The organism is Lyngbya confervoides BDU141951 (assembly GCF_000817775.3).
Classification (GTDB): domain Bacteria; phylum Cyanobacteriota; class Cyanobacteriia; order Thermosynechococcales; family Thermosynechococcaceae; genus Lyngbya; species Lyngbya confervoides.
In genome coordinates this window covers 75,920-98,260 of record NZ_JTHE03000103.1, presented here as the reverse complement: position 1 = coordinate 98,260, position 22,341 = coordinate 75,920, and the positions used below count along the sequence as shown (strand labels likewise).

21 protein-coding genes and 1 pseudogene are annotated in these 22,341 nt (G+C 53.7%); 15 read left to right on the top strand and 7 right to left on the bottom strand.

What is annotated here, in order from left to right:
- Nucleotides 1–511: 511 nt before the first annotated feature.
- The 3 genes from QQ91_RS18000 to cimA all read left to right on the top strand — a co-directional run bounded on the left by QQ91_RS18000 (nucleotide 512) and on the right by cimA (nucleotide 3,785).
- Nucleotides 512–1,384 (top strand): M23 family metallopeptidase, encoded by an 873-nt coding sequence (locus tag QQ91_RS18000; protein WP_166276875.1) that lies wholly within the window; start codon nucleotides 512–514, stop codon nucleotides 1,382–1,384.
- A gap of 79 nt (nucleotides 1,385–1,463) precedes the next feature.
- Nucleotides 1,464–2,015: a late competence development ComFB family protein gene (locus QQ91_RS17995; protein ID WP_166276872.1), complete on the top strand. Its 552-nt coding sequence runs from the start codon at nucleotides 1,464–1,466 to the stop codon at nucleotides 2,013–2,015.
- Between the two features lie 99 nt (nucleotides 2,016–2,114).
- Nucleotides 2,115–3,785 carry a citramalate synthase gene (gene cimA, locus QQ91_RS17990; RefSeq protein ID WP_166276869.1) on the top strand — a complete coding sequence of 557 codons (1,671 nt, stop codon included), beginning with the start codon at nucleotides 2,115–2,117 and terminating at the stop codon, nucleotides 3,783–3,785.
- A gap of 318 nt (nucleotides 3,786–4,103) precedes the next feature.
- Here cimA and era read toward each other — a convergent pair whose 3' ends face one another.
- The gene (gene era / locus QQ91_RS17985) at nucleotides 4,104–5,039 is read right to left on the bottom strand and encodes a GTPase Era (RefSeq protein ID WP_250833394.1); all 936 of its coding nucleotides are present in this window, start codon (nucleotides 5,037–5,039) and stop codon (nucleotides 4,104–4,106) included.
- A 227-nt stretch (nucleotides 5,040–5,266) separates the two neighbouring features.
- Here era and QQ91_RS17980 point away from each other — a divergent pair, with 227 nt between their 5' ends.
- The 5 genes and pseudogenes from QQ91_RS17980 (at nucleotide 5,267) to QQ91_RS21925 (ending at nucleotide 8,317) form a co-directional block, all read left to right on the top strand.
- The gene (locus QQ91_RS17980; protein ID WP_166276863.1) at nucleotides 5,267–5,596 is read left to right on the top strand and encodes a slr0373 family blue light stress response protein; all 330 of its coding nucleotides are present in this window, start codon (nucleotides 5,267–5,269) and stop codon (nucleotides 5,594–5,596) included.
- 109 nt (nucleotides 5,597–5,705) lie between these two features.
- Entirely contained in the window at nucleotides 5,706–7,229 is a 1,524-nt protein-coding gene (gene ycf46 / locus QQ91_RS17975; RefSeq protein ID WP_166276860.1) for a stress-responsive protein Ycf46, read from the top strand.
- A 130-nt stretch (nucleotides 7,230–7,359) separates the two neighbouring features.
- Nucleotides 7,360–7,713 carry a DUF1257 domain-containing protein gene (locus tag QQ91_RS17970; RefSeq protein ID WP_166276857.1) on the top strand — a complete coding sequence of 118 codons (354 nt, stop codon included), beginning with the start codon at nucleotides 7,360–7,362 and terminating at the stop codon, nucleotides 7,711–7,713.
- Between the two features lie 144 nt (nucleotides 7,714–7,857).
- Nucleotides 7,858–8,169 (top strand): annotated as a pseudogene (locus QQ91_RS17965) (helix-turn-helix domain-containing protein); the annotation flags it as partial.
- Nucleotides 8,102–8,317: a zinc ribbon domain-containing protein gene (locus QQ91_RS21925; protein WP_445974545.1), complete on the top strand. Its 216-nt coding sequence runs from the start codon at nucleotides 8,102–8,104 to the stop codon at nucleotides 8,315–8,317. The pseudogene QQ91_RS17965 and the gene QQ91_RS21925, both read left to right, overlap by 68 nt.
- 130 nt (nucleotides 8,318–8,447) lie before the next feature.
- Here the strand turns inward: QQ91_RS21925 and QQ91_RS17960 are convergent, their stop codons facing one another.
- The gene (locus QQ91_RS17960; RefSeq protein ID WP_166276854.1) at nucleotides 8,448–9,338 is read right to left on the bottom strand and encodes a D-hexose-6-phosphate mutarotase; all 891 of its coding nucleotides are present in this window, start codon (nucleotides 9,336–9,338) and stop codon (nucleotides 8,448–8,450) included.
- Nucleotides 9,339–9,680: 342 nt separating this feature from the next.
- Here QQ91_RS17960 and QQ91_RS17955 point away from each other — a divergent pair, with 342 nt between their 5' ends.
- Entirely contained in the window at nucleotides 9,681–10,184 is a 504-nt protein-coding gene (locus QQ91_RS17955; protein WP_166276851.1) for a COP23 domain-containing protein, read from the top strand.
- 79 nt (nucleotides 10,185–10,263) lie between these two features.
- Here QQ91_RS17955 and QQ91_RS17950 read toward each other — a convergent pair whose 3' ends face one another.
- Both QQ91_RS17950 and QQ91_RS17945 read right to left on the bottom strand, forming a co-directional pair.
- Nucleotides 10,264–12,588: a single-stranded-DNA-specific exonuclease RecJ gene (locus QQ91_RS17950; protein WP_166276848.1), complete on the bottom strand. Its 2,325-nt coding sequence runs from the start codon at nucleotides 12,586–12,588 to the stop codon at nucleotides 10,264–10,266.
- Nucleotides 12,585–13,199, bottom strand: a complete 615-nt coding sequence (locus QQ91_RS17945) for a helix-turn-helix domain-containing protein (protein ID WP_166276845.1) — start codon at nucleotides 13,197–13,199, stop codon at nucleotides 12,585–12,587. Before QQ91_RS17945 ends, QQ91_RS17950 begins: the two co-directional genes overlap by 4 nt.
- Nucleotides 13,200–13,455: 256 nt before the next feature.
- Here QQ91_RS17945 and QQ91_RS17940 point away from each other — a divergent pair, with 256 nt between their 5' ends.
- The 4 genes from QQ91_RS17940 to QQ91_RS17925 all read left to right on the top strand — a co-directional run bounded on the left by QQ91_RS17940 (nucleotide 13,456) and on the right by QQ91_RS17925 (nucleotide 16,313).
- Nucleotides 13,456–14,163, top strand: a complete 708-nt coding sequence (locus QQ91_RS17940) for a TetR/AcrR family transcriptional regulator (protein WP_236095942.1) — start codon at nucleotides 13,456–13,458, stop codon at nucleotides 14,161–14,163.
- Between the two features lie 104 nt (nucleotides 14,164–14,267).
- Nucleotides 14,268–15,251, top strand: a complete 984-nt coding sequence (locus tag QQ91_RS17935; RefSeq protein ID WP_166276841.1) for an aspartate carbamoyltransferase catalytic subunit — start codon at nucleotides 14,268–14,270, stop codon at nucleotides 15,249–15,251.
- Nucleotides 15,252–15,361: 110 nt separating this feature from the next.
- Nucleotides 15,362–15,646: a UPF0367 protein family gene (locus tag QQ91_RS17930; RefSeq protein ID WP_166276838.1), complete on the top strand. Its 285-nt coding sequence runs from the start codon at nucleotides 15,362–15,364 to the stop codon at nucleotides 15,644–15,646.
- Nucleotides 15,639–16,313 (top strand): energy-coupling factor ABC transporter ATP-binding protein, encoded by a 675-nt coding sequence (locus QQ91_RS17925; RefSeq protein ID WP_166276835.1) that lies wholly within the window; start codon nucleotides 15,639–15,641, stop codon nucleotides 16,311–16,313. Before QQ91_RS17930 ends, QQ91_RS17925 begins: the two co-directional genes overlap by 8 nt.
- Before the next feature lie 17 nt (nucleotides 16,314–16,330).
- Here QQ91_RS17925 and QQ91_RS17920 read toward each other — a convergent pair whose 3' ends face one another.
- On the bottom strand, nucleotides 16,331–17,086 hold the full coding sequence (locus tag QQ91_RS17920; RefSeq protein WP_166276832.1) for a DUF928 domain-containing protein: 756 nt from the start codon (nucleotides 17,084–17,086) through the stop codon (nucleotides 16,331–16,333).
- A gap of 488 nt (nucleotides 17,087–17,574) precedes the next feature.
- On the opposite strand from QQ91_RS17920, the gene shc reads away from it, so the two are divergent.
- Nucleotides 17,575–19,497: a squalene--hopene cyclase gene (shc, locus tag QQ91_RS17915; RefSeq protein ID WP_166276829.1), complete on the top strand. Its 1,923-nt coding sequence runs from the start codon at nucleotides 17,575–17,577 to the stop codon at nucleotides 19,495–19,497.
- Nucleotides 19,498–19,628: 131 nt separating this feature from the next.
- Complete coding sequence (locus tag QQ91_RS17910) at nucleotides 19,629–20,423, top strand: proteasome-type protease (protein WP_166276826.1); 795 nt, start codon at nucleotides 19,629–19,631, stop codon at nucleotides 20,421–20,423.
- Nucleotides 20,424–20,449: 26 nt separating this feature from the next.
- Here QQ91_RS17910 and QQ91_RS17905 read toward each other — a convergent pair whose 3' ends face one another.
- Both QQ91_RS17905 and QQ91_RS17900 read right to left on the bottom strand, forming a co-directional pair.
- Entirely contained in the window at nucleotides 20,450–21,313 is an 864-nt protein-coding gene (locus tag QQ91_RS17905; RefSeq protein WP_166276823.1) for a transglutaminase family protein, read from the bottom strand.
- Entirely contained in the window at nucleotides 21,313–22,299 is a 987-nt protein-coding gene (locus tag QQ91_RS17900; protein ID WP_166276820.1) for an alpha-E domain-containing protein, read from the bottom strand. The genes QQ91_RS17905 and QQ91_RS17900 overlap by 1 nt, the downstream gene beginning before the upstream one ends.
- Nucleotides 22,300–22,341 lie beyond the last annotated feature (42 nt).

The following is a 22,341-nucleotide window of genomic DNA, read 5'->3' as shown; positions in this document are numbered from 1 at the left end:
GAATCAAGTATAGAAATCATGGATTAGAAACATAGATATTAGGCAATGGTAGAAATTCATATTTTTAAGATTTAGCCATATTTAAAATTTTTAACCCTAGCTCCCAGTCTATAGCGTCTTCACCACAGATTGCTGCTTTAGGTCAAAGAAAATGGGTGAGCTTATGATACCGCAGTCCCTGTTGTAATCCGGGTTGTAATCCCGGGACTTTAGGAGATTGTCATCCCTTGGTGACGCTCGGGATTGCAGATCCTCAGCGCTTTTGATGTTGAGCGTTCCAAGGCCTTCACCTGAGTGCAAACCATGGGCCTTGGCTCATGGGCTCTGGTTAACCCGTTAACCCGAAGCGCTTCGCAGCGTCTGTGCATTTTGTGGTATCTTACGCCAGTCTTTTGATCAGGTGCGATCAGACTCCGGGGGACTTTCTCAGGAGCAACATCACTCCCCGGCTTGAAATTTTCCAGCCGCTCCTTGCGTCTGTTCCACTGCTGTTTCACTTTCTCCCCGATTCATGATGAAGCCTTTTCAACGATTCCTTCCAGCGATCGCCACCCTTGCACTCAGCACCCTGGGCACCGGTGCCAGCCAGGCAATAGAAGTCACGGTTTCTCCCAAACAGCCCACCCTTGGCGAGACGCTCTCTGTCATTGTCACCCCCGATCCTGGTGAATCTCTCACCACCGCCCCCAGCGTCAGCGTCAACGGCAAAGAGTTTCCGGCCTTCCAAATTGCAGCCAATCGTTGGCGAGCCTTGATCCCCACCACTCCCCTTGAGCAGTATGGACGCCGTCCCCTAACGGTTCAGGGGAACCAGAAGCAGCGAAATTTAATGCTTTGGATTGGTCAACGCTGGTTTCCGACCCAGAGCATCTGGCTGCCCCCCAGCAAGCAGGACGATACAGGCACCGACTACGAATTTGATCGCATGGATGCCTTGAAGGCCATGGTAACTCCCGTTAAGCACTGGAGTGGCCCCTTTATTCGTCCAAATAACGGCCCACTCTCCACGGGATTTGGCGTTCGACGCTACTACAACGGTGTCTTTGCCAATGACTACTATCATCGAGGCTTAGACTACGCTGGATATGCCGGTTCTCCAGTGCTGGCCGCAGCACAGGGCAAGGTCGTGCTAGTGGGCCGAGAGGCCAACGGATTTGAGATTCATGGGAATTCTGTGGGGATTGATCACGGCCAAGGCGTCATTACAATTTATATCCATCTTCAGGATATTTCCGTGCAGGAAGGGCAGATGGTCAGCCCAGGGCAAAAAATTGGGACCGTTGGCAGTACCGGCGCATCCACGGGTCCCCATCTGCATTATGGATTCTACGTGAACGGTCAGGCAGTGGATCCAGCCCAGTGGCAAGCTCAAAATTTTGAGTAAAGTTTGAAGTGCGTTTCTCGATCGACTTGGGCAAACTAAACCTAGTCGTATCGGAACAAGGCTAAGGTATCGATCTCCCATGACGATTCAAGAGATTGTCGAACAAGCAATGACCAATGGTTACCTGACCCCAACCATGGAAGCGGAGGTGGGTCGCATTTGCGACAAAGCATCGGAGCTTGCGGTAGAGGAGTATCAAGCTTTAGATCGCTTAATGGGAGCCCTGCTCACCGGTCAAGTGACGGCTGTTCCCCGCAAGCAGTTCATTAACGTTATGGAAGAACTGGTGCTTTCCGAGGCGATTACGAAGGTGTCGGCCATCGAAGCCTCCAACAACGTTGCCCTGGATCTGGGGGATATTGCCGCCTATGCCCTCAATCGACTGCCCCCCCTCTATGCCACCACGGAGGAGGGTGCCACCTATCAGCGCAAACGGGCCCAAGATGATTTAATCGACATGATTGCCGAGCAGGTGCAGTCAGCCATTGCCCGCAGCCTGGATCAGCCAGAATTCTTCCCTGAGCGCCAAGCACTCACCACCAAGGACGAGACCAAAAGCATTCTCAATCAGATGACCTCTTTGCTGCAGGAGTATGCCCCTGACTATGCTGAGCCTGTTAACGTCGCGTAACGCTCCCTTGATGTCTTGCTTGAACCTGGTAGGCTAGGGGCTATGTGAGGGAACCTCACCCGCTCATTTCAGCCGCTGTTTAGCGGCAGGAGCCAGGCCATGGCACACCCCCCCTTCCTCTCCCAAGAGGCCATCTGTCTATACGACACAACCCTCCGGGACGGCGCGCAGCGCGAGGGCATTTCCCTATCTGTTCAAGACAAGGTGCGCATTGCTCACCGCCTTGACCAGCTAGGCATCCACTTCATCGAGGGCGGCTGGCCCGGTGCTAACCCAAAAGATGATGATCTCTTCGCAGCGCTAAGACGACAGCCCCTGTCCCAAGCCCAGCTCGTTCCCTTTTGCTCTACCCGGCGTCCTGGCACTCCGGCAAACTGGACAGAGATGTTCCAGCCGGTCCTAGCAGCCAACACTCAGTGGGTCACCATTTTTGGCAAATCTTGGGATCTCCACGTTAGGCAGGCGCTGCAGACCTCCCTGGGGGAAAACCTAGCCATGATCGCGGACTCGATCCGCTTTCTCAAACGACAGGAACGCCGCGTAATTTACGACGCTGAACATTGGTTTGATGGGTATCAGGCCAATCCAGACTATGCTATGGCAACCCTCCACACCGCGATCGCAGCGGGGGCGGAATGGCTGGTACTCTGCGACACGAACGGTGGAACCCTTCCCCCGCACATTGGGGCCATTACCAAGCAGGTTTGCCAGCAGTTACTGTCGGAGCAATCAGGTACCATTACCCAGCCCAGGATCGGCATCCACGCCCACAACGATTCAGAAACCGCAGTGGCTAACTCCCTAGCAGCCGTCCAAGCCGGTGCCCAGATGGTCCAAGGTACCATCAATGGCTACGGAGAGCGATGTGGAAATGCCAATCTATGCTCCGTGATTCCCAACCTTCAGCTTAAGCTCCAATACCCTTGCCTGCAGGAGTCTCAACTGGCCCAGCTCACAGCCGTCAGCAAATTTGTAAGCGAAATTGTCAACCTAGCTCCGGATGATCACGCGCCCTTCGTGGGGGCTTCTGCCTTCGCCCACAAGGGCGGAATTCATGTCAGCGCAGTCCAGCGGGATGCCACCACCTACGAACATATTCCCCCCAGCCAAGTGGGAAACCAGCAGCGCATTGTTATTTCCGAGCAGGCAGGTCTGAGCAACGTTCTGGAAAAAGCTCAACGCTACGGAATTGTTCTGGACAAGCAAGACCCCACCAGCCGCCATATTCTTCGACAGGTCAAGCAGCTTGAGCATCAGGGCTATCAGTTCGAAGCCGCTGAGGCAAGCTTTGAACTTTTAATTCGTCAGTTTCTACAGCAGCGACCGCATTTTTTTAGCGTGCTGGGATTCGAAGTGGTTGCGCGCCAGCATCAAACCGTCACGGAATGTTCCACCACCTCCATGGCCACGGTTAAGGTGGTGGTACAGGACCAAGAGGTGCTCACCGCAGCCGAGGGAGTCGGCCCCGTGGAAGCCCTCGATCAATCCCTGCGAAAAGCTTTGCGTAATTTTTATCCAGGCCTAGAGGCCCTCAAGCTCAAGGACTACAAAGTTCGCATTCTCGATAGCGAACGAGGCACCTCAGCCAAGACGCGGGTGTTGATTGAATTTAGCAATGGCCAGCAGCGTTGGTCCACCGTGGGCGTTTCTAGCAACATTATTGGGGCCTCCTACCAAGCCCTCACCGAAGGCTTTGAATACGGACTACTGCTGAAACAGCAAGAGTCTTGGCCTTCTCCAAATCATTTGGAAAGAGAATTGATAAACTAGAGATCATGGCTCAAGCTTCGTCTTCCGTTCGTTCCACTGCCTTATTAGACCTCTGGTGCCAATGAATCGCGACTCATCCCGGCTCTCTGAAGACAGTCGTGCTTTAGCCGAAATTCAACAGCAGCTCATTATTAGTCTAAAATTTCACCACCGCCGCAGCCTGGAGAAATTGCCCCTAGAAATGGCCTTGAAGTCTATGATGGAAGCCTGGAGCAGTTGTCAGTCAAACTCTCCCTAGGTCAGTGCCCAAGACTACAGCGGTAACAAGATATTGGCCCACAGCACAATGGCCCACCCCACTGGGGTGGTCTCGTGCCCCTAGGGATCATTCCGATAGCCTAGTTCCGCCAGCCGGAGGCGAGAATAGCGCCACTTAGGCTGCACCTTAACAAAAAGCTCCAGGTAAACCCGACCGGCAATCAGCTTTTGAATTTGCTGCCGGGCCGCAGACCCAATGGCCTTGAGCATGCTGCCCTGCTTTCCAATCAAAATGCCCTTCTGAGACTTGCGTTCAACATGAATGGTGGCTAAAACCCGCGTGAGCGGATCTTCCTCTTCAACGCGATCAATGACCACCGCCACAGAATGGGGAACTTCCTCTCGAGTCAACAGTAAAACCTGCTCCCGAATCAGCTCTCCCATAATGAAACGCTCTGGCTGATCAGTCACTAGGTCAGGTGGATAGTAGTATGGCCCCAAGGGCAACTGCCGCCAAAGCTGATCCTGGAGATCCTCCAGTCCAGTGTTGGCGATCGCCGAGAAGCGCGTCAAGATCCATGGCAAGGATGCGGGCACCAGATCCTCATAGCTTGCTTCAAGGGACAGACGTTGCTGGGGAGACTGCTGATCAATTTTATTGAGCCCTAAAATAACGGGGGTCTTTGCAGCTTCCAGCAGGCTAGCAATGTAGCGATCGCCTTTTCCCATCGGGACGGACCCATCCACCACAAACAACACCTGATCAACCGCATCAATCGCAGATCGGGCATTCTGAACCAAAATCTGCCCGAGCTGATGGTGGGGTTTATGAATTCCAGGAGTGTCCACAAAAATAATTTGAGCCTGGGGCAGCGTCAAAATCCCTCGCAGTCGGTTTCGCGTAGTCTGGGCAACCGGAGAGGTAATCGCAATTTTCTGGCCGATCAACTGATTCATTAACGTTGATTTGCCCACATTAGGACGCCCAATAATGGCCACAAATCCGGACCGAAAGCCATCGGGGGCAGCGGGAATCAAGGGAAGATCTACAGTCACTGTCGATTGCGGTTACGAGTTTTATCAGGGACTCTTGCTGCGAGCAGCATGGCTCTCGCCTGCCCCTATCCTAGGATAAAGCGCAGGAGGCCCCTGACCAGCACCAGAACTCTTTAGCTGTTAATTTATGTAAATATTTTGACGTCAAGCTGGCATACCAGCTTGACGTCAAAGGGGATATTAGCTACGGTAGCATTACTTCCAGGGACTGGATTGACGTTAGGCATATGCAAGATAAACAGAAAGTTACGCTTTACATCCCACCGGAACTGCATCGGCAGTTAAAGATTCGTTCAGCAGTTGACACACAGTCCATGTCGGATATTACTGAGCGAGCGTTAACCTTTTATCTTCAGCATGCCGAAATTGTGGCCGAGGTTGAGGCTTCTCCCTGTGGTCATTCCCATCAGGTTCACACCTGCCCAGCTTGTTCCACCTCCGTGGTCCTCAAGCCTGAGGGGTTAGTCCCCTTAGCCCCAGGCCCAACGGTGCTAGCCAGCGACAGTTTAACTCTCAGTTCCTGCCAGCTAGATCCGGTTCTATCAGTCAACTCCTAAGATCTAGAGCCTAAGTTTTTTCCATTCACTTGTTTACAGTCAGCTATTTATCACTATGTCCGCTTGACGCTATTGATTCATCTCCTAGGCTCCAAGAAAGCCGAAAGCCATGAAAGAAGAGCTCCGTGTCCTAATTAAAGCGCAATATCCGATTATCTATCTCGTCACATCGGAAGAATCCCGAGCGCAGCAAGCTATTGTCAGAATTGCGGAAGCGGATGCTAAAAAGCGCGTCTATGCTTGGACAATGACCCATGGCCTCCGAGCCGTTCATGAGCAGGAACCTGCGAATCAGTCCTACTCTACATCTTCAAGCACCATGTCTCCGCAGATGGCCATTCAGGCAGTCATTCGCGATCGCGACCCGTCGGTTTACCTTTTCAAAGATTTGCATCCGTTTCTAGATAGCCCAGAGGTGGTGCGGTGGCTCCGCGACGCCATCTTCGCACTTAAAAATACGGACAAAAGCATTATCTTAATGTCCCCGGTCCAGAAAATCCCCCTGGAACTCGAGAAGGACATTGTAGTCCTGGATTTCCCCATGCCAGGCATGGCAGAGCTGGAGGAGGTGCTCAGACAGCACCAGTCAACAGCAGTAGAGCGTCAGCTTCCTGAAGACTCCCAGGAAAAGTTAGTCAAGGCAACCCTTGGGTTAACGGTGGACGAAGCCGAAAAGGTTTATCGGAAAGCTCGAGTAACCAACGGGAAGCTCACGGAAGCTGAAGTGGACATTGTCCTATCTGAAAAGAAGCAGCTTATCCGCCGTAACGGCATCCTAGAATTTATGGAGGTGGATGAGACCTTTCAATCCGTCGGTGGCCTAGAGGCATTGAAGTACTGGCTTCAGCAGCGAGCCAATGCCTTTAGTGAAAAGGCCAGGAGCTATGGTTTACCCCAACCCAAGGGAATGCTACTGCTGGGAGTTCCGGGCTGCGGCAAGTCCCTCATCGCCAAAACCACCTCTCGCCTTTGGGGACTTCCCCTGCTGCGGTTAGATATGGGCCGCGTCTATGATGGTTCCACCGTGGGCCGTTCGGAAGCCAATCTGCGGAATGCGCTCAAAACCGCTGAGTCTATTTCCCCCACCATTCTCTTCATCGATGAAATGGATAAGGCGTTTGCCGGTGGTGCCGGCTCTGCTGATTCTGATGGCGGCACCTCCAGTCGCATCTTCGGGTCATTCCTAACCTGGATGCAAGAAAAGCAGTCTTCAGTTTTTGTCATGGCCACGGCAAATCGCGTGGATCGGCTCCCAGGAGAGTTTCTGAGGAAAGGCCGATTTGATGAAATTTTCTTCGTGGATCTGCCAAACCAAAAGGAACGTGAGCAGATTTTTGAAATTCACCTATCGAAGCGCCGCGATAGTACTGAACGCTTTGATATCCCTGAGTTAGCAAATGTTTGCGAAGGGTTTTCAGGTGCTGAGATTGAACAGGCCATCATTGCGGCCATGTATGAAGCTTTTGCCCAAAATCGAGAGTTTACGCAGCTCGATATCATTGCTGCAAGCCGTGCAACTTTGCCATTATCAAAAACGATGACAGAGCAGGTGGCGGCGCTTCGAGACTGGGCAAGACAGCGCGCAAGACCTGCCGCTGCATCCGTTGCTGAATACCAGCGACTGGAGTTTTAAAAGTTTTCTTCTGCTCCCAACAGAGGAAAAAGCTAGCGATCGCTAGTTTCCCAAAAATCGCAATAATCCCAACTTGCGATTGCCTTGTACGTTACGTTGAACTCTCTACTTTTTCAGGAGGACCTTTCCAATGTCTCACTTTAGTACTTTGAGAACCAAAATTTCTGATTCTGCACTTTTAGTGAACTCTTTAAAAGATCTGGGAATTGAGGTTAAGACTGAGGCAGATGTTCGTGGCTATAATGGTCAGCGCATCCGAGCCGACATTGTTGCTGTTCTAGATGGAGAATACGATCTCGGCTGGTCCCGCAACACCAACGGCACCTTTGACCTTATTGCTGATCTGTGGGGTGTGGCGAAGAAGCACAACCAAACCGAGCTCATCAACTCAATCAACCAAAAGTATGCCATTAACAAAACCCTAGCAGAGGCAAAGCAGCCCGGTCTCCAAAATGCCAATGTCAGACTGCTAGTTCACAACTAAACTTTGCTCCGTTCCCGAGTTTTGAGGCTAATCTAACGATTAGCCTTTTTTATTGAGCCCAGCGCATTGATTGGGCCCAGCACAATGGAATCTGATCGGTTCCCGCCTACCAAAATCCGCCGCAGTGATCCACCTACCCCGCGCATGCTCAACATGACGTGGGAATTTAAGCTAGAGCCAACTGCCGAGCAGGTTTCAGAGTCGAGCACATTCTTCGATGTGTGCCGCAATGCCTGGAACTTTGCGCTGCGGGAACGCAAAGACTGGCTCGATTCTCGCAAGTCTCCGCTAAATACTTGTTCAATTCAGCAAACGTTCATCTTGCCAGCGGATGCCCCCTTCCCAAGTGATGCTCGGCAGTGCAAGTCGTTAACCGCAGCAAAGGCCGATTTCCCCAGGCTCAAGAGCGTCAACGCCCAGGTGCTTCAGCAGGTTATCCGAAAGCTGGAGTTATCCAAGAGGGACGAGTCAGGACTGTCCTGATTGGGGTGCCGCAGTCAAAAAAGACTTGAGTGTCAGAATCTCTCACTGTCTTGCATGTGGGTCAATCAAGCCAAGAGACAGGGCTGCGGCTCAAGTGATTTTCGTGGGCAACGGGGAATAGAAAATGCCTGGGGAGTCGGGGTGACGGGGAGTTCAGTCATGAACTCTAGTCAACTGGCACTGAAGCAGGAAATCTTTGGAGCGATCCGGGGAATCTCTCTCTGTAACTGAAAGGTCAGAGGGGGAGGATGTCAATCGACTTGATAGAGGGCGCAGATTGTGTAGGCCTCACGGGGCGCCAATTCAACGGGGTTCCCCCCAGCATTCGCTGTTTCCACACAGACAAATTGCTCGTAGTCTTGAGAGCCTAAATCTTTCAATCGACCCGCAGGTCCAGGGTTCCAGACTACAACGGCGTTACCACCACTGGAAGTCACCCGAAGGGTACGCCTCAGCACCGGATCGTGAATTTGAACCGTTGGAGGAGGAGTTAGGTAAATGCGATCCACTTCACCCGCAATCACCAGATCACCGGTTTGGAACTTTCGCCGATACTGGTCTACCTTATCTAAATAATCCGTGTCCGCTAGCCCAGTGATTCGCATCTGCTGCAATCCTCCAATCCTCAGGTAGGTATGCAGTGCCTGGGTCATCCTCAAGGTCTGATCGCCAAGGTTCATGCTTTCCAGGCTCAGGTGCAGCGTTTGGCTGAGGGTTACAGTCAATCTCAACTGAAACGGAACCGGCCAAATTTCAAGGGTGTGGTCATCACTGGTCAGGCCCAGCTGCACCTCAATAGCCCCCTCGGGCAGGCAATCGGTCTTTAAAACCGTCCAGAACTGAGTTCTAGCCAAGCCATGGCTAGGCCGCCCCTGCTGGTCTGGGTCTGGGCCAAACCACGGCCAACAGAGGGGAATTCCGCCGCGAATGGCCGTGCCCCTCTGAAAAATTGCCTGGGAACTGAGAAAGAGTAGATCTTCGGCTTGGGATTTAGGCTGAAAGGACAGCACCTGACCTCCATAGAGGGAAATGCGTGCCGTTGCGTCAGGGTGCTGGATTTGCACCATGGGAAACCCAACTGGATCCTCGACAAAGGTGAGGCGTTCAGGCAGACCACAGCGGCGATTGAGTTGTTCAACCATGGAGAAATCTACGACACAAATAGCTTTATCGTAAGGGGCAACCACCAGGAGAGTCACTTAAGAAAACCTGAAAAAAAGCCAGGTTATGTCCTCCTCGCCTCACAATAAAGGAAGAGTCCATCCCCTTTGCTCCTGTGCAGTTTTTTGGACTCGCGGTCTTCCAGGATATGGGAGCCAAGGTCGGCGTGATCCAAACGTTTGTTCCCATTGCAGTTCATCCGGTGTGAGGACGTATCGGATATCAGGTTTTGCCTCCCCAACAGCGGTGCTAGGCCAGACCGAGCCTCTCAGCGCAGGGGATCTTTAACCTGATGAATTTCTCACATCGAAATGGAGACAATAATGATGAAACGTTCCCTTGCAATCATTTCTATGGGCGCAATGGCGCTGGGCCTTCTGGTTTCTCTGGCCCCGAAGGCTAATGCCCAGGTGGAAAGTTTGAAATTTAACTGTAACTACGATTCTTCCAGCCAACAGTACAGCACCGTGATGGAAGGCAGCAACAGCCCGCTGATTGTTTGGACCGAAACCCTAGCCTCTGACCATCCCCTCGGGGCCTATACACCCAGCAATCGCTGTCATGCTGTCAGTACCAGGCTCACAAACTTAGCCAAGTCCATTGGCATCAACAACTTGTCGGAGATGAGCAAGCTGGGATATGTCAATGGCGAGTGGGTCATCTACAATTCCCGCTATAGCATTCCCATTCGGGATGAGGTGGTTTTCACCCTGAAGCCTGGAAACCGCATGAGAAGCAACACCGTGCTTGAAAGCTTCCGCTACCGAGTGTCTCCGGTGGGCGGTCCTAGTCTTCCCGAGAGCGCGCTGAATCCCATTGTCGAGTAGCAGCCCGCTATTGTAGCCCACCACTTTAAGAGTCCTGCAGTCCTTGGGGTTTTCGCAAGTAGCTTTTCTTCATGAAAAGCTACTTTTTTAATCGAGCCAACGGCTGCCGATGCGGGCGGTCATCCTCTAGTCCCTCCTCTCGGTAGCTTTGGAGCACCGCGACTGAAACTTCTTGAAAGTAGCGCTGCTGGAACCGAATTTCCCGAACCCCCCGCAAAAATGACTGCAAGGCCGGATTATGCTCAGTCCCGTGGGAATCGCGGGCGGATGGGGCCAGGGTGAGAATTTCTTCCCCCTGGCCGATAATCCCTAGTGGCGCTAAGGCTCTGAGCCCCTGAATGAGCATAGCCCCGGAAATCTCAAGTTCCTGGGCTAAACGCGATCGCGCCATGGGTTTACCAGTGCGGGCCAAATACTTTGCCATGCCCACCCATTGCCGCCAGACGTCAAATTCGCTGGCTAGGACAGGTGGGCCATAGGTCAATACCAGGGGGAGGTTCTGCTGTGCTGCCTGCTGAAACCACCGGCCCCAGTCATCCCAACTTAGAGGACAGCGACTCACCTGAACCGACGGATGAGGAACCTCCCCACCCGCTTGCCCACGGTAATCCACAATGGCAGGCCGGGGTCTTTCATAGCGGGAATCGGGAAGGTGGGGCAGCACCTGGAGAAGGCGAATTTGGTAGATGCCGTTGTGATAAACCAATTCACACCAGACATCACAGCGACCAGTGGGTAAATCTTGCCGGTTGTGGCCCCACCAAAGTCCTGGAAATCCCGACTTGCTGGACTCATCCCACAGTTCAAAGCGAGTGCCACCATAGCGCACCTTTCGGCCGGTGAGATCACGGCGGGGAACGTAGCGGGCCTGGGTAATCCAGCAGTTGCGAATCCAGAGCTGGGGGACGGGATTTCCCAATCCGTAGGGCTCCAGCCTTTTTAACTCTCGAAACAGGGGTTGACCCAGGTCTCGAACGGTTACTTGTAGGTCTACCGACCTTTGCAGATTTCTCTGCAGATTCCCCTGCAATTGTCGACGCAGGGCCTGATTAAGGGCCTGCTGGAATAGCGAGACATTGACGCCGGGTAATTGGAAATCCACCCCATGGGGAGATCCCCAGAACTGATCCAGGAGGGTCGCTTGATTTGCCATTAGAGCATACAGGTCGAGACCAGAAACGGTGCGGGCCACCCCCAGGGCAATGGTTGACGAAGCCGCTGTGGGTTCGAGGGGAGCATAGATGCGCACTAGAATGACGGGACGCTGATATTGATCAGCCACCGCCTGGGCCACAGGGCCGAGCAGCCGCGGGAACCACTGGTGACTCGAGAGCATAATCATGGGCAGGGTTGAAAGATCCAGGCTGGCTACCTGCTGCAACACCTGTTCCTGGATAGACTGCTGGAGAGCCTGGCAACGGCAATGGGTCAGTTCCGCAGTGCGAGCAAGTTCTATGGCCTGCTGAGGGTCTTGCCCCGTCAATAGATCCATGCAACGGGTCGGATCATCCCAGAGACGGATCACAGATCCCAGCCGGGCCCCTATTCCAAAGACCCGATCACCTGGGCGATCGCCTGCCATTTGACACAGCGCGATCAGTTTGGCAATCCCTGGGCGATCGCCTGTGCGCAGACAAGTTTGCAGTCGAGCCATTCCCCGCTGCACCAGATAGCGAGTCTCACCACGCATCTGGCCTAACTCTGTCAGCCCCCCGAGGGCAACTAAATCTAACAGATCTTCCAGGGACTGTTGGCGCATTTGGGGCATGTCCCCATAGATTGCTTCCACTAGCTTGTAGGCCATGCCCACCCCCGACAGGCTAGCCAAGGGATGGGTAGCCTCAAGCTGATGGGGAGAAAGCAAGATTGCTGCCGAAGGCGGATCAAGGGCTAAGGGACAGGGTTCAAGGAGAATAAAATCTAGGCCTAAGGCCTGAGCCTCGTCCATATCGGCCCTCTTGCGTCCGACGATATTACAGGCTATAACCAACCGCGCGCCTGCAGCAGCAAGGCTCTCCAGTTCAGGAGCACAGGAACCGCAGGAGCCTCCCGGTCCTGGGGCAATCCGATAAAAAAGCTGACGCTGCGGCGCAAAAATCTTCCCTAGCCCCTCCCAAAGCAAGGCCGTCGCTAGGACCCCATCCGGTTCATCATCTCCCCAAAGAACCACCTGCTCTTGACGGTCATAGGCCAGTTTCAGGCGAGTCACGGCCTGCTGCATTGATGATCCAAACTCATCGGGTCCCGTGGGACTGTAGCAGTTAGGGTCGAGAAATCCTGGCACCGTGGCCCGATCCCGGATGCCGCGTTGCCACAGAATCTGAGCCGTATGGGCTCCCGCCTGAGGATCTAGAGAACGCACCTCGTGGATAAAGACGGCTGGTACAGATCCACCGGATGTCATGGAGCCACCACCTTGGCACGATGCAGCAGGCGCGATCCTTGACGATAGCCCACGTAGCGAACTCGCACTCCATCACCAGGGTCTGGCGGTTGTCCGCTCTCCAGCCATTGATGGTCCTGGGGATTATAGGGACAGGTTTCGCCCACCTGTCCGATTGTCTCAACCCCCCAGCTGGCCAACAGTTGATCAATGGGCTTGAGTAATGGTAACAGCCGTACAGCAGGTGCCGCTGGATTTTGTCGGGCCGCATAGGCCGCTGTCGGCAACTGCAGCAAGAGCGATTCCAAGATGTTCAGGGCTTGGGCTTGCCAGGAACGCAACGCCTCCTCTGAGACAGCCGTCTGGGAAACCTCTGTGGCCAGGTTCAGGGTTTCATAGGGGGGGAGATCAGGGTCCATTGGCGATTGAAACACCTGGAGGAGATCCCCCAGAGAGAGGTTTAAGGTTCGGCTCAATCGCTGTAGGCTTCCCAAGGGCAGACGATCCAGCTGTCCCTGACGCAGACGCAAAATCTGCGATCGCGGCACCTGACTCTGGCGGGACAGCTGACGGTAGCTTGAGATATTTACAGCCCCCATCAACTGCTTGAGACGGACATCAAAAGGTAGCATCGACACAACCCAACCACAATACGCTCCTGGCTAGGACTACGAGCGGTCCAGATTTCCTTGCCTCCGCCCGACCCATAGATCCAACCTAGCGAATTATGATACCCCTTCACTTTTCTCCACAACTGTGACCCAAAGCTTCCGGGCCGCTCTTGAGATTCAGTTCTTGAAGATTGGTCAACGGTTCGCTCACTCTCAGAGGGTTTATTCGACAATAGAATCAGGTGCTTCCCCTCACCCTGATTCTGGAAAGCCCTCTATGAAGATGAATCTTCGCCGTACGCTTACCCTAGCCGCCCGCATGAGTCCTTCCCCCCGTGATGCTGATTTAGAAGCTGCCTCCCGGCACCTAAACCATAGACTGCCGATTCGTGACCGAATCTTGAACGCAGCCGAACACCTGTTTGCTCAGCGCGGCTATGAGCGCACCACCACCAAGCAAATCGCGGACGGGGCAGCCATCTCAGAGGGAACCCTATTTCGATACTTTGAACATAAAAAAGATGTCCTGGTGACCCTAGTCAGTCAGGGCTGGAGTCTGCTGCTAACGGATCTGCTGATTGAGCTGAGCGAATTGCCCAGCGATCGCGCCATCGATTTAATGCTGCACCATTGGCTGCAGCAGTTCCGGGCACAATCTGATTTATTTCGAGTTGCGCTGATGGAGATTCAATATCATCCCGATCTGTGCAGTCGTGTGCAAACCGAGATTCTCAGCAAAATGACCAGCATTACGGAAGCTTACATCAGTGATGGCATTACGCGGGGCACTTACCGCAATCTCAACCCGCGCCACCTAGCCCATATTTTTCTGAGCCTGTTTATGCTGGTTAGCCTGGAACCCACGGCCTTCCAATCCCCACCAGAGGAGCAAACGGCCTTTGTGGAAACCCTATCCGATGTTTTTTTGAACGGGATTGTGGCCTATCCAGCAACCCTTGCCAATCGAGTACCAGCCCAAAGCTGATGTCAAAGTGATCCAGGTGGGGGGTAGTCGTGGTGTAGTCTAGGTGAGGCAACGGAGTCTGAGTGAGGTCATAGACTCTGGCAAGACGGATAGGACCCTAGGGCATGGCAACCACCTGGCATCATCGACATATTCTTTCCCTGGCAGATTTTAGCTGCGATGCGCTCAATACAGTCCTGCAAACGGCAAATTCCTTTAGCGAGGTGCTGCGTCGGCCCAATAAAAAAGTGCCTGCGCTCCAGGCTCGACTGGTGGCAACGCTCTTTTTCGAAGCCTCCACCCGCACGCGCTGTAGCTTTGAGCTGGCGGCTAAACGCCTCTCGGCGGAGGTATTAAATTTTTCCCCAGGAACCTCTTCCTTGAGCAAGGGAGAAACGATTTTAGATACGGCCAAAACGTTTCTGGCCATGGGCGCAGACATCATGATTATTCGGCATCAGGATGCGGGGGTGCCCAACTTTATTGCAGCGGAAATGGATCGCCTCGGAGACCAGGTTTCCATTCTCAATGCCGGGGATGGATTCCATGAACATCCATCCCAGGGACTTTTAGACCTGTACACCCTCTGCAGTCATCTGGATCCTATCCAACCGCGAACTGAACTGCTGCGCGGAAAAAAAATTGCCATCGTGGGGGATATTTTACATTCGCGCGTAGCGCGATCGAACCTCCATAGCCTGGTTAAATGCGGTGCTCAGGTTCACCTAGCGGGACCACCCACCTTGCTACCCCGAGAATTTGAAGCCTATGGCGTTCAACTCCATTGGGAATTACCGCCCGCTTTGGAACAAGCTGACTTCGTAATGACGCTGCGGTTGCAAAAGGAGCGGATGAGCCAGAACCTGATTCCGAGCTTCCGCGAATATCAACACCGATTTGGCATCACCCGCGATCGCCTGAAATTCTGCGCCCCCGCAGTGCGACTGTTACATCCTGGCCCTGTCAACCGGGGCGTTGAGCTCAGTTCTGATTTAATGGACGATACGAAGATCAGTCTGGTGCCGCAGCAGGTGACCCACGGTGTAGCGGTGCGCATGGCCCTTCTCTACCTTATCGGCACCGGACAGTCTGCCCCCCTGGGAGTGTAAGGCCCTTCCTTTTAAGGCAAAGAAGGCCAAGAGGCAAAGGTCCTTGTGTGCAACTGAACCAGGTAGGCTAGAGTATGGACGGGTCTTGATTTCATAAACACAGGGACGGAATGTATACCATTGATATCTTGTTACGGGGCACCCCGATGTCCCTCTCAGTCCAGAAGAAAGAGGAAGAGGCGGCCCAGGCGGCCCATAAGCAGATTACCGATGCGCTGCAACTGGGAACACCCAAAATTCTGGAGCTGACCTGCGATCGCGATGAGGGGAAAAAAATTACAGTCATCATCAGCGAAGTCATTGCGGTACAGATTTCAAATAAAGCTGGCGCAACTGGAACGGGTCGGGGACCGGGTTTTTTTGGGCAACTGACGGCTCAGGCTGACAATGGCTGATCCGGCCATCCAGGTTCAACAGCTCTGCTTTGGCTGGACTGAGACTCAGCCTATTTTGCGGCAGTGCACTCTGTCGGTGCCCAAAGGCGAATTTTGGATGCTGCTGGGCACCAATGGCAGCGGTAAGTCCACCCTCTTGAGACTACTGGTGGGATTGCTTACGCCGCAATCTGGACAAATCCACTGCTTTGAACGCGTGGGGTTTGTGTTTCAAAATCCCGATCATCAACTGGTCATGCCCACAGTGGGCGCCGACATCGCCTTTGGCCTGGTGGAAGAGCATCTTACCCTCGTGGAGGTTCGCAAACGAGTGGACGAAGCCCTAGCAGCGGTCAACCTGGCTCCCCTAAAACAGCGCCCCATCTATGCCCTCAGCGGTGGCCAAAAGCAGCGGGTCGCCATTGCCGGAGCCATCGCTCGCCATTGCGAGGTGCTGCTGCTGGATGAACCGACCGCCTTGCTCGACCCCGAAAGTCAGCTTGATCTGGTGCAAGCTGTGCAAACGCTGGTGCGAGAGCGCCAACTCACGGCCCTTTGGGTTACCCATCGCCTCAACGAGTTAGAGTACTGCGACGGGGCAATTTTGATGGAGAAAGGACAGGTCGTTGCCCAGGGAAAGCCCCTAGAGATCTGCGATCGCCTGGTTCAAACCGCCGACTCATACTAGCTGCCACGGCCTGGCCCCTACAACCGGGACTCGCAATTTTTCATTGAAGACTGCGGCGTTGACAGCAGATGGTCGAGCTTTACTGCTTCGTGGGTCATCAGCTCCTGCCACTGGGTTTGCCGCTTCGAGGGACTGTTCGCGCCGGGCAACAGGCGCTGAACCCCGTCATACCAATAGCCGTAACTCAGGAAAAGATCTGCTTGAGCCTCTGGCGGAGCCGTGGCAAGCTGCCTTGTTAAATGGGACGGGGCTGCCTGATACTGCACCCACCCTTCGGCAAACATATTCCCGGAGGGATCCTCTGGATCACAAACCAGGATGATTTTCCAGTTGTAATTCTTTCCCTCTGCGAGGGGGGCGACCTCTCCACTCTCAGGAAGGGTAAAACTAAGATACTGGTTCTGCCCCTGATTATCTAGGAGAGTTGTGTAGACCGTTTGCAGCTGCTGTTCCTCCGTTTCCACGGAAAGGCGAAATTCAATCTCATGAAAGCTGTGGCGGGGCATAAACCAGCTGAAGGTGGGGAAGGGCTGACTGGTCAGGCCATTGTTATCCTGGGGCACCAGAACCGTCAAAGCCTTCGAGTCTGGCATCACAGAACAAGCGGGGGTTCGCGTCGCCAGTCCTATGCGTCTTCCAGCACGACCCATCCCCTCCTTTGGCACAAACCTTGCCATTGCCGCAAAGGGCTGGGCAGCAACGCCAAGAAACACTAGGATGGCGATCGCCTGCATTCCAGAGTTATGGGAGAAGAATCGAGCCTTGCGTCTCATAGATAGCACCTATCGAGCAATATCAACACCAATATAGGCTTTATTTCATACTAGGGAAACATTTTGGCTTCATCCGTGACAAAATCGCAATTATTGGGTGATCATCATCACGCCTTTTTCATTGATTTCTTTCTAGGCTGAGAAGCAATTGACAAGGGTTTTGTCTAGATCAAGCCCCTCAGACTTAACCCGAACTAGCCGGGAGATCGTGGGAAGCCAGCGCCTAGCCAAATTTTAGTTCACGCCTGCAAGAAGCTAGGCATTCTGACGCTTCCCTTCCAGGCTAAGTTCCAAAGCCGCGCTTGCTTCTCGGAGCTTTGTAAACTAATGTAAGCGAGGGTTTTATCCACTGGGATCACTCCTGAGCCCTAAGGGTTCAGCCAGGACTCCCATTGTTTTCCCCTCTGGTTTTTGATCCAGCAGGTCGGTTCGCATCCATTCCGACCGCTTAAATCGTTACGTTTTACTGTGGGAGAGGTGCCAGTTTAATGCAAGTTCAAGTAAAGCCGGAAATTCAAAGGCTGGAAACAGCCATTGCCGCAAGCCAGAACTACTTACTCTCGCTCCAGCACGAACAGGGATATTGGTGGGCAGCGCTCGAGTCCAACGTCTCCATTACGGCGGAGGCGGTACTGGTTCATAAAATTTGGGGCAGCGATGGCCCGCGTCCCCTACACAAGGTTGAACCCTATCTACGTCAGCAGCAGCGATCCCACGGAGGCTGGGAACTTTATTACGGCGATGGCGGTGAACTGAGTGTTTCAGTAGAAGCCTACATGGCGCTCAAACTGTTGGGGGTTCCGGCGGACGATCCAGCGATGGTCCAGGCCCGCCGATTTATCCTCCATCGGGGTGGAATCAGTCAAACTCGCATTTTCACAAAACTACATCTCGCTCTGATTGGCTGCTACGAGTGGCAGGGACTGCCCTCGCTGCCCGCCTGGGTGATGCTGCTGCCGGACTTTAGTCCAGTGAATATCTATGAAATGTCCAGTTGGGCCAGGGGCAGCACCGTTCCCCTGCTGGTAGTCATGGATCGCAAGCCCATTTTTCCCCTGGCGCACCCCATCAACCTCGATGAGCTCTATGCAGAGGGCAGAGCCAATGCCAAGTTTGAACTGCCCCGCAACCATGACTGGACCGACATCTTCCTCGCCTGCGACAGTCTGTTTAAAATTGCGGAAATGACCCAACTGGTCCCTTTTCGCGAAGAGGGTATCCGCGCCGCCGAGCGCTGGGTCATCGAACGTCAAGAAGCAACGGGAGATTGGGGGGGCATTATTCCAGCCATGCTCAACTCTCTGCTATGCCTCAAGGCCCTAGATTACAAGCTCAGTGATCCCGTGGTGGAGCGCGGCTTGAGGGCGGTGGATCATTTTGCCCTGGAAAGCACCGATCAATACTGGATGCAGCCCTGTATCTCCCCCGTGTGGGACACAGCCCTAGTGATCCGTGCCCTGGCGGAATCTGGACTCAATCGAGAGCATCCCGCCCTGGTGAAGGCTGGTCAATGGCTGCTGGAGAAGCAAATTTTGGACTACGGCGACTGGTCTATCAAAAATAAGCGGGGGGAACCCGGCGGCTGGGCCTTTGAATTTGAAAATCGCTTTTATCCTGATGTCGATGACACAGCGGTCGTAGTGATGGCGTTGGCGGAAATTGTCCTGCCCGATGGATCCGCTAAAAAAACGGCTATGGAGCGAGCTGTTCGCTGGATTCAGGGCATGCAGTGCAGGCCAGGGGGCTGGGCAGCCTTTGATGTGGACAATGATCAAGAGTGGCTCAATGCCATCCCCTACGGAGATCTCAAAGCCATGATTGATCCCAATACTGCCGATGTCACAGCCCGAGTTCTGGAAATGATCGGGCGGACCGAGATCACCACCGGTAGCGCCAGTGTGGAACGGGCAATCGCCTATCTTCTCCAGGAGCAAGAACCCGAAGGATGCTGGTTTGGTCGCTGGGGCGTGAATTACATCTACGGCACCAGCGGCGTCCTGGCCGCGCTCTCCGTGCTGGAACCAGCGCGATTTACGGTTCCTATTTCTCGCGGGGCGCAGTGGCTGGTTCGCTGCCAGAATTCCGATGGGGGCTGGGGCGAAACCTGCCAATCCTACAATGACCCCAGTCTCAAGGGACAGGGAGAGAGCACAGCCTCTCAAACTGCCTGGGCACTCATAGGGCTGTTAGCCGCGGGAGAGGCCACCGGCACCTATGCCACTGAGGCACTGGACCGGGGGATTCAGTATCTTCTAGACCACCAGGCTGAGGAGGGCACCTGGAATGAGGATTACTTCACCGGAACTGGCTTTCCTGGCCACTTTTATCTGAAATATCACCTTTACCAGCAACACTTTCCCCTAACGGCCCTGGCGCGTTATCAGGCTTGGCAACAGCAGCAGACTCCTTAACGCGCGCCTGGCTCTCCGCCCTTCTTTCATTGCTAGGCCCAGTTGACGCTTTTTGGGTCCATTCGGCCGGCATTTTTATCCTTCAGGGTCGTTTAGGATAGGGTCAGACCTCTTTGAGATTGGCACAACTTATGACCTACTGCCTTGGCATCATTACCCGTGCTGGCCTGGTAATGGCTGCAGATTCTCGGACCAGTGCGGGGGCAGATTACGTTTCCAGCGCACAGAAGCTCTTCGACTTGTCCTTACCTCGAGAGCGGGTGCTCCTGATTTGTACTGCCGGAAATCTATCCATGACCCAAACGATTATGGCCAAGATTCGCCGCGACATTAAGGACCAGGTGCCCGACAATCTCAATGCCATGTCAACTCTTCACGACATCTCCGACTATATTGGCCGCCAAACGCGGGAGGTGCTAGATCAAAATCGACACTGGATGAATCGAGACAATATTGATTACAGCTGCTCCTTTCTGGTAGGAGGGCAGGTGAGGGGAGAGTCGCCCGAACTTTATATGATTTACAGCCAGGGCAACTTTCTGCGAGCAACCAAGGAAACTCCCTACCTGCAAATTGGCGAGATTAAATACGGCAAGCCAATCTTAGACCGGACCATTGAATACGAGGAAACCCAACTGGATGAGGCAGCTAAATGTGCCTTACTCTCGTTAGATTCCACCATGAAGTCCAATATTTCCGTAGGACCGCCCATTAACTTAGCTCTCTATGAGGCGGACACCTTGAAGCTCACCCGTCGCTGTCAGTTCAAGGAAGGAGATTCTTACCTGATTAGAATTCGGACTTCCTGGGAAAAGTCGCTGCGCCGGGCCTTTCAGTCCCTTCCTGAGATTGACTGGATTGAGCTGGCTGAGGATGAGGATGACCTGGGAAACTGGCTTTCTCCCAGCAATATCTACACGGCTTAGTTTTTCTTTAGGGATGAGTTCCTGCCCTAGACCTTGATCTCTAACTCGTCGGTCAAAATCCGCACCTTGGAGGTCAAGGTTGCACTGGCTTGACCTTGATGGGTCCCGGCAATGGGAGCCGCCGCTAGGGGCCGGTAATGAGCCGCGATCGCGACATGGCGATCGCACACCACTAGACCCAGGGTAGGGTCATACCCTCGCCATCCTGCCCCCGGCAAGTACACCTCTGCCCAGGCATGGAGCGTCTGTTCCTGCTTGAGGTCACCCTGTTCATAGCCACTCACAAACCGGGCGGCTAATCCTACGGCCCGACAAGCTGCCATGAACAACAGGACAAAATCCCGGCAACAGCCCGATTGATGCTTCAGCGTGTAGTAAGGCGGCTGGGGGGGACCTTCCAAACGACTCACATACTGACAGTGGTGGTAAATATATTGATTGAGACCAAACAGGAATTCCTGCGGGTTCCGTCGATGCTCCAGCATCAAATCTTGGGCAAATTCAGCCACGGAGGGGCTGCCCCCAAGTTCTTCGGACTCCAGGTAGGGAGAGAGCGCAGGCAGGAGCGATCGCGGATAGTCAAAGGGTAACTGGGTAGCCCAAGGCTCCAGCAAGTAGTTAAACGGGTTGGTGCAGGAGGTCACAACCACGGAGTGAGCCATGACCGTTAATCGCTCCACTGGTCTGGGAGACCACCAGCAACGTAGGATTGAATTTCCCAGAGCATCAAGAATTACAGACTGCCCCAGGGGGATCGGGTCCAGGGTGACGCTAGTTTGCTCTAGCACTTGAAAGGGGTCGCAGCGAGGTTGAAGCCTTACCCGATGCGGATTCAGAATCACCGCCTGGCTGTAGGTGTAGGTGGTGGTGTGGTGGATATGGTAGCGCACTACTGGGACTGAGCCATGATCGGCTCGAGGGAAAAGAAGGTTTCAAAAATGGTTCGATCGACTGTGTTCATCTGGAGTTGCAGCCGATCTAGAAATTCATGCATGCCCTGGTGGAGAATTTCCTCAATGGTGGCATATTCCAATTCCGATCGCAGCCGTCCCAGGGTGCGCTCGCTGTCATTTTGCCAAAACCCCAGGGGACTGCCAGTAATGGCATGGAGCGATCGCTCCGCCTCCAGCAGGCAAAAACGAATCGATCGCGGGAAGGCGATATCTAAAATCAAAAAAGCCGCAACCCCCGCAGGCGTGATCCGATGCTGGTAGCTGCTTAAACTTTTGCGATACATTTCATAGGCACTGGCAGATTTGAGCAAGGCCATCCACCCCAGTTCGTCAAGGGGCGATCCGACGTGATCAGGGGTGGGCAGCAGCAGGTAATATTTCACATCTAAAATTCGAGAGGTTTTATCGGCCCGCTCTAAATATCGCCCCATACAGCCAAAGTTCCAGCCTTCACTGTGGGTCATGGTCGCATCCATCACGCCATTAAAGGAATGGCTGGCCCGCTTCACCTGGGCCAGAAAATCCGAGATGGCTGAAAGGGACCAGTGAGATTCCTGGGACCGGGCCGCCTCGGTAACCATCAGATAAAAATCGTTAACCTGCTCCCACATGGCTGAAGAAATCGCTTCCCGGACCGAACGGGCATTGGTCCGCGCTGCCCGCACGCAGGACAAAATCGAGTTGTCATATTCAGCGTCAAAGGTTAAAAATTGCATCACCGCATCGGCGGTGAACTCAGAATAGCGAGACTCAAACACGGCTCGATCGCCGGTGGTGGTCACCAGAGGCTGCCACTGCTCCTGTAATCCCATGGGCAAATCTAGCAGGAGATTGAGATTAACCTCAACAAAGCGCGCCACGTTCTCAGCCCGCTCAATGTAGCGATTGAGCCAGTAGATGGAGTCTGCAACCCGACTGAGCATAAAAAGTAATCCCCAAACAATCCCTTAACACCATACCCACCT